Raw genomic sequence first — 6564 nt, forward strand, 5'->3', positions numbered from 1 at the left:
CCGCGGACTCCCGCGTCGAGCTCAGCTACGACCTGGCCAACTCGCCGGCCGTGCCCGCCCGGCCCGGACGAGCGGGAGAAACGCTCCCGCAGCTCTCCGGCGGGGATGACCCACCGGTCGGTCACCCGCAGTCCGTCGTCCACGCCCCGAGGCTAACCCGCGACGGCCCGCCGGGGGCTACCGGTGCGGAGGCTCACTCTGGGTTGGGGACTGACTGGGCGCCGGCCCGGCGGTCTCCTCATCGGAACCGACCGCCGCGTACGCCGCCGCGCCGAAGAGCAACAGCCCGACCACCGCGGCCTTCACGGCGACCCCACGGATCAGCGACCAGGCGCCCCTGCGGGCGCCCGGCACCGATTTCTTGACGGTCTGGTAATCACTCCACCCGCGTCGTGCCCGGGCGTACGCCGACCCCACTGCACATCCGATGACCAGGCCCACCAGCAGGAGGACCGTAAGAAGAGGACGCTCCACCTCCGCCAGTATCCATACCGACCGTAATATTTCCATGGCCCGATGCCGTCCGGCCGGATATCTGACAGTGGCAATTCCCGTATTGGCGTTCGGGCAGCTCAGCCACCCTTGCCGATGATCGTGTCGGCGGTCTGCTGCACCTGGTCGATCGGGATGGCGAAACCGATGCCGATCGAACCGTTTCCGTCGATCGTGGCGATGGCGGTGTTCACACCGACCACCTCCCCGCGCGCGTTGACCAACGGCCCACCGGAGTTACCGGGGTTGATCGACGCGTCGGTCTGCACCGCGCTGTGCCGGTTGTTGCCGAGCCGCACCTGGCGGTCCAACGCGCTGACGATGCCCGCGGTGACCGTTCCCGCCAGCCCGAGCGGCGAACCCACAGCGAGCACCGGCTCACCGACCCGGGTCGCGCCCGGCTTGGCCAGGGGCAGCGGGGTGAGACCTGCCGATGCCGGCACCTTCAGCACGGCCAGGTCGCTGCGCGGCTCCCGTCCGACCACCTCGGCGGCGAACCGGCGGCCGTCGGGCAGCTCCACGGTCACCGGCCCGCCACCGCCCTTGGAAAGGATGTGGTCGTTGGTGATCAGATGCTGCTGGTCGTCCACCGCGAAGCCGGAGCCGGTCGCGGACCCGCTGCCCGCGCCGCCGGCCAGCACCGACACCACCCCCGGTACGGTCCGCTCGGCCGCGGTGACCAGCTCGGCCGGCACCGGGGCGGCGGACGCCGCAGCCGGTCCCCCGGCCCCGTCCCGGCCGGCCACCACGCCACCGGCGATGGCGCCGGAGACGGCGGAGAGCGCCACCACGGCCAGTGCGGCCAGCAGCCGTCGAGGCCGTCGCCCGCCCGGGTCGCGCTCGGGCGCGTCCCACCACCCGCGCCCGTCCGGGTCGAGCTCCGGCGAGATGAACCAGGGACCGCGCGGTTCGCCCAGTCCGGTCTGCACTGCCATGCGTACTCCTCACGGTCGACGACGGTTGTGCGCAGCGGTCAGGGCAGCCGGGAGAACCAGCGCATCGAGCCGGCGGCGGCACCCATCGCGAACACCAGTCCGAGGCCGATGAACCGGGCCGAGACGTCCTGCCGCTCGGTGCGGTAACCGACCGAGCTGCCGATGTCGTCGTAGACGGCGCGCAGTTCGTCGGTGGTGCTGGCCTCGTGGAACATTCCGCCGGTCTCCTCGGCGACCGCTTTGAGGGTCTGCCCGTCCACCGGCACCTGGATGGGCCGTCCACCGCGGTCGACGAACCCGGACGGTGTGCCGAACGAGATCGAGTGCACCGGCACCTCCGCCGTCACCGCCTCCGCCGCCGCCTCCATCGGGTCCATCCCGGAGGTGTTGGCGCCGTCGGAGAGCACGATGATCCGGGCCGGCGGGGGCGCCTTCGCGGCTTCGTGGTCCAGGCTCTTGACCGCGCCGAGTGAGGTGTTGATGGCCTCGCCGATCGCGGTGCCCTGCACGCCGGTGATTCCCTCGGCGAGCCGATCGATCCCCTCTTCGAGGGCGTCCCGGTCGATGCCCGGGGGCACCAGCACGGCGGCGCTCCCGGCGAACGCGACGAGACCCACGTTGAACTCGTCGGGCAGGCCCTCGACGAACCGCCGGGCGGCCACCTTCGCCGCGGCCAACCGGTCCGGTTCGACGTCGGTGGCGAGCATCGACGTGGAGACGTCCACCGCCACCATCACCGTGGCCCGTTCCCGGGGCACCCGGACCTCGGCGCTCGGGCGGGCGAAGCCGATCACGAGCAGTGCCAGCATGGCCAGGAAGAGCCCGGCCGGTACGTGCCGACGCCAGGCGGGCCGCTCCGGCGCCACCCGGTCCAGCAACCGCAGGTTGGTGAAGCGGACCGCGTAGCGGCTGCGTCGCCGCTGCATCACCAGGTACGCGACGACCAGGGCGAGCACGCCGAGCAGCAGCCAGAGTCGCAGCGGCGACTGCCAGATCACGCGGCACCTCCCCGGGGCTGACCGGACGGCGCGGCGGCCAACCGACGCTGGGCGTGTACGTGTCGGACGATGTCCGCACTCCAGTCCCCGTCGGTACGCAACGGCAGGTGGGTGGCGCCACTGCGACGCAACGCCTGGTGGACCTGTTCGCGCTGGGCGGCGGCGGCTTCGGCGTACCGCTCGCGCAACCCACGGTCCGATGTGCTCACCTCGCGGTGCCGACCGGTCTCCGGGTCGACGAGCGTGATCAGGCCGACGTCCGGTAGTTCCAGCTCACGGGGGTCGGTCACCTCGATCGCCAGCACCTGGTGCCGGACGGCCAGCCGGCGCATCGTCCGCTCCCAGGGTGCGGCCTGGCTGGGTTCGTCGGGCAGACCGTCGAGGAAGTCGGAGACCACCACGACCAGTCCACGCCGGTTGGCGATCCGGTGCAGCGCGTCGAGCCCGTCCGCCAGATCGGGCGGTCGGACCGTCGGCGCGCGCCCCGGCCGTTCGGTGGGCGCGGTGGCACGGGGGGCGGCGAGCAGCGCGCGGAGCAGCGCAAGCAGATGGGTACGCCCGCTGCGGGCCGGGAAGCGGCGTACCCCGTCGGCGCGCAGCACCTGGGCGCCGAGGCGGTTGCCGACGCCCGCGGTCAGGAAACCGACCGCCGCGACGGCGGCCACCGCCAGCTCCCGTTTGTCCAGCTCGGCGGTGCCGAACTCCATGCTGGCGCTGCCGTCGACGAGCAGCCAGGTGGTCAGTTCCCGGTCGGCGTCGACCTGCCGGACGTGCGGGACGGCGGTCCGGGCCGTCACCGCCCAGTCCATCCGACGGACCTCGTCCTCGCCCGGCCGGTACTCGCGGCTACCGGCTGGTTCACTGCCCGGACCGGGCAGCAGGCCGCGGTACTGGCCGTGCAGCAGGCCGTTCAGTCGACGCGTGACGGTCAGCTCCAGGCGACGTAGGCGCTGGTCCGGGGCCAGTTCGGCCAGGCCGGGATCGGCGTGCGCGGCGGTCGCGCGTCTCATGCCGCCGCCAGATCCGGTGCCTGCTGTGGGTGCCCGGTGGCCACCCGGGGCGGCGGCACCGCCTCGACGAGCCGTCGTACCACGCTCTCGGCCGACACCCCGTCGGCCACCGCGTCGAAGGAGAGCACCAGCCGGTGGGCGAGAACGTCGACGGCCAGCTCACGAATGTCCTCGGGCAGCACGTACTCCCGCCCCCGCAGCAGGGCCTGTGCCCGGGCGGCAGCGACCAGGCCCAGGGTGGCTCGCGGGCTGGCCCCGTACGCCAGCAGTGGGGCGATCTCCGGCAGCCCGAACCGGCCCGGGTCGCGGGTGGCGAGGATCAGCCGCACCACGTACTCGGCCAACGCGTGGTGGACGAAGACCCGCTCGGCGTGGGCCTGGAGGTCCCGCAGCCGTTGCGCGTCGAGCACCTGGCGCGGGCTCGGCCGGTCGGTGCTCATCCGGTAGAGGATGGCCAGTTCGTCGGCGTCGCTGGGGTAGTCGACCACCACCTTCATCAGGAACCGGTCGCGCTGCGCCTCCGGGAGTTGGTAGACCCCCTCGGACTCGATCGGGTTCTGGGTGGCCAGCACCAGGAACGGCTCCGGGACCGGCCAGCTGCGCCCGCCGATCGAGACCTGCCGTTCGGCCATCGCCTCCAGCAGCGCCGACTGGACCTTGGCCGGGGCCCGGTTGATCTCGTCGGCCAGCACCAGGTTGGCCATGATCGGGCCCAGCTCGATGTCGAAGGTTTCCTTTGACGCCCGGTAGATCCGGGTGCCGACGATGTCGGAGGGCACCAGGTCCGGGGTGAACTGGATCCGGGAGAAGGTGCCGCCGACAACGGTCGCGAGGGTCTGCGCGGCCAGTGTCTTGGCCACGCCGGGTACCCCCTCAAGGAGGCAGTGTCCGTTGGCGACCAGGGCAGTGAGCAGGCGTTCGACGAGGCGATCCTGCCCGACGATCACGCGTTTGACCTCGAAGAGGGTCTGTTCCAGCTCGATGCCGGTCGGCTCCGGATCGACCGGGCTGGGCATGCTGGCCAGGGTGTCCGAGATGTCCGTCACGGTGCTTGCTTCCCGGGCACAGGCCCGGCAAACGTCGGATTGTGCGGGCCGGACCGGTCCGCAGTGGCCGGAATGGGGATGAGCCGCGCGAAAGGGTGACGACCATCGCGAGCCAGGCCAAAGGACGCAGCGGTTGATCCACTCGGGTTCACGGAAATCGGGGTATCCCGGTGCGCGGACACCCCGATTTCATGAAACCCGAGTCGATCAATGCCCGGATCGGCTGGTTGAGGTGCAGCCGGCGAGTGCGCGCTGAGTGGACAAGATCGGCCCCCGTCGCCGTGGGCGACGGGGGCCGGGTGTCGGTTCGGTCAGGGTGTGTGGGTGAGCAGGGTGAAGCCCAGGTTGGCCGGGGTCCCGGCCGAGTTGCGGGTCTGCACGAAGACCGCGTTGGGCGTGCCCAGGCGTGGGGCGACGGACACCTCGCCGCCCGGCGGGATGCAGCAGGAGTCGGACCGGGAGATGGTGGCCAGGAAGGCACCAGCCGAGACGTTGTGACCGAAGATCACCTCGTACTCCCCGACGCCGTACTTGAGCACCGTGCCGGTGCCACGCGCCTTGGTGCCGCTGGAGTTGACGACGGTAAAGGCGTTGCTGGCCACCAGCGTGGTGGCGGAACTCGCCTTCAGCGCAGCCTTCGCCACCCGCGCCGACTCGGCGCTGACCGGCGGCTGGGAGTTCGTGCCGCGGGCCGCCGGCTGGACGGCCTCCTGTGGTGCCTTCGCCGACGGCTGGGCGAGGGCGATGCCCCCGCCGGCCAGACTGAGCGCCAGGACGGCGAATGTGACCGCCGCCGCCTTACGTCGGAAGGATGTGCTCATGACAGGTCCCCCTTGTGTGACCGTGCGAATTCGGCCGACCCGCGGGGCGGGACGGATGACTGCCCATAAATAGGCGTACGACGACGGTTGGACGGGGGAAAGCCGATTCACCTGCACCTTGGGAAGGCGATTTATCGGCAATCTACATCCCACCTGAGCTGCTGTTACTACTCAGAGTTGCGTCGCTTAAGCCAGATGGAACGTAGCACCGGAAAAAGCCGTCAGTCAATAGTTGATCTCGCTTTTCCGGGGTGTCAACCAGCCGTCAGATAATTGTGAAATGTGAGCGCACAACTATTCATGAAATGGTTTCGCCGGATCAGACTACGATCACCGTCGTGATCATCGACGCGCCGCCCGCGCACCGAACCGCTCGGCTCGGCACGGTTCTCTGTTGGCTTGCCGTCACACCCACAGCCCTCTGGGCGGCCGCCCGGCTACTCGGCCTGGACCGGGGGCCGTTGGTGCAGGCGCTCGCCTTCACGCCGTACGTCGCGGGCGTCAGCGTGCTGATCCTGGCCCTCGCGCTCGCCCTGCGGCGCTGGTGGCCGGCGGCGCTCGCGGCCCTGACCGCGGTGGCGCTGCTCGGCACCGTCGCACCTCGGGCGCTGGCCAACACGCAGCCGACCGCGGCCGGACCGACCGTGCGGCTGCTCACCGCCAACCTGCTCGCCGGCGCCGGCGACGCGCGGACGCTGGTGGAGCTGGTCCGGCGACACCAGGTGGACGTGCTCACCGTGCAGGAGTTCACCCCGGACGCGCAGGCCACCCTGGACCAGCTCGGCCTCGACACGCTGCTGCCGCATCGACAGCTCAACCCGGAGATCGGCACCGCCGGCTCGGGGCTCTACTCGCGGTGGCCGATCACCGACGTCGGCGTCCGGCGCAACCTCGAAGGTTGGGGCTTCAGCCAGGCGTACGCGACGGTGTCCGTCCCCGGCGGGCCCCCGGTCCGCGTCGAGTCGGCCCACCCCTCGGCGCCGTACGCGCTGGACCAGGTGGGCGCCTGGCGTGCCGACCTGACCGCCCAACCACCTGCCACTCCGGACGGTGGCCTGCGGATCCTCGCCGGGGACTTCAACGCGACCCTCGACCACAGCCCACTGCGGGCCCTGCTGGGTACCGGCTACGTCGACGCCGCCGACGCCACCGGACAGGGCCTGACCGGCACCTGGGGTCCGTACGACGGTGACCTCATCCCACCCGTCACCATCGACCACATACTCGTCGACCATCGGATAGCGGTCCGCTCGGTGCAGGTG

General features: G+C 71.4%; 7 protein-coding genes and 1 pseudogene. 1 reads left to right on the forward strand and 7 read right to left on the reverse strand.

Annotation, left to right across the window (positions count from 1 at the left end; all coding sequences use genetic code 11):
* The 7 genes and pseudogenes from DLJ59_RS11465 to DLJ59_RS11495 form a co-directional block, all read right to left on the reverse strand.
* Positions 1-143 (reverse strand): annotated as a pseudogene (locus DLJ59_RS11465) (aminoacyl-tRNA hydrolase); the annotation flags it as partial.
* 34 nt (positions 144-177) lie between these two features.
* Complete coding sequence (locus DLJ59_RS11470; protein ID WP_124772485.1) at positions 178-474, reverse strand: hypothetical protein; 297 nt, start codon at positions 472-474, stop codon at positions 178-180.
* 98 nt (positions 475-572) lie between these two features.
* Entirely contained in the window at positions 573-1427 is an 855-nt protein-coding gene (locus DLJ59_RS11475) for a S1C family serine protease (protein WP_124772486.1), read from the reverse strand.
* Positions 1428-1465: 38 nt separating this feature from the next.
* Positions 1466-2425, reverse strand: coding sequence for a VWA domain-containing protein (locus DLJ59_RS11480; protein WP_124772487.1), 960 nt, complete (start codon positions 2423-2425; stop codon positions 1466-1468).
* On the reverse strand, positions 2422-3435 hold the full coding sequence (locus DLJ59_RS11485; protein ID WP_124772488.1) for a DUF58 domain-containing protein: 1014 nt from the start codon (positions 3433-3435) through the stop codon (positions 2422-2424). The genes DLJ59_RS11480 and DLJ59_RS11485 overlap by 4 nt, the downstream gene beginning before the upstream one ends.
* The gene (locus DLJ59_RS11490; RefSeq protein WP_124772489.1) at positions 3432-4481 is read right to left on the reverse strand and encodes an AAA family ATPase; all 1050 of its coding nucleotides are present in this window, start codon (positions 4479-4481) and stop codon (positions 3432-3434) included. The genes DLJ59_RS11485 and DLJ59_RS11490 overlap by 4 nt, the downstream gene beginning before the upstream one ends.
* A 311-nt stretch (positions 4482-4792) precedes the next feature.
* Positions 4793-5302: a hypothetical protein gene (locus DLJ59_RS11495; protein WP_124772490.1), complete on the reverse strand. Its 510-nt coding sequence runs from the start codon at positions 5300-5302 to the stop codon at positions 4793-4795.
* Between the two features lie 338 nt (positions 5303-5640).
* Between DLJ59_RS11495 and DLJ59_RS11500 the strand changes: the two genes are divergently transcribed.
* Positions 5641-6564: endonuclease/exonuclease/phosphatase family protein (locus tag DLJ59_RS11500; RefSeq protein ID WP_425271413.1), on the forward strand; the 924-nt coding region annotated here is incomplete at its 3' end.

This window comes from Micromonospora inaquosa (assembly GCF_003857055.1).
GTDB classification, from domain to species: domain Bacteria; phylum Actinomycetota; class Actinomycetes; order Mycobacteriales; family Micromonosporaceae; genus Micromonospora; species Micromonospora inaquosa.

Excerpts from the sequence above, each read along its gene's own strand:
- DLJ59_RS11475 (WP_124772486.1), bottom strand. The coding sequence starts at position 1,427 with ATGGCAGTGCAGACCGGACTGGGCGAACCGCGCGGTCCCTGGTTCATC.
- DLJ59_RS11485 (WP_124772488.1), bottom strand. The coding sequence starts at position 3,435 with ATGAGACGCGCGACCGCCGCGCACGCCGATCCCGGCCTGGCCGAACTG.
- DLJ59_RS11495 (WP_124772490.1), bottom strand. The coding sequence starts at position 5,302 with ATGAGCACATCCTTCCGACGTAAGGCGGCGGCGGTCACATTCGCCGTC.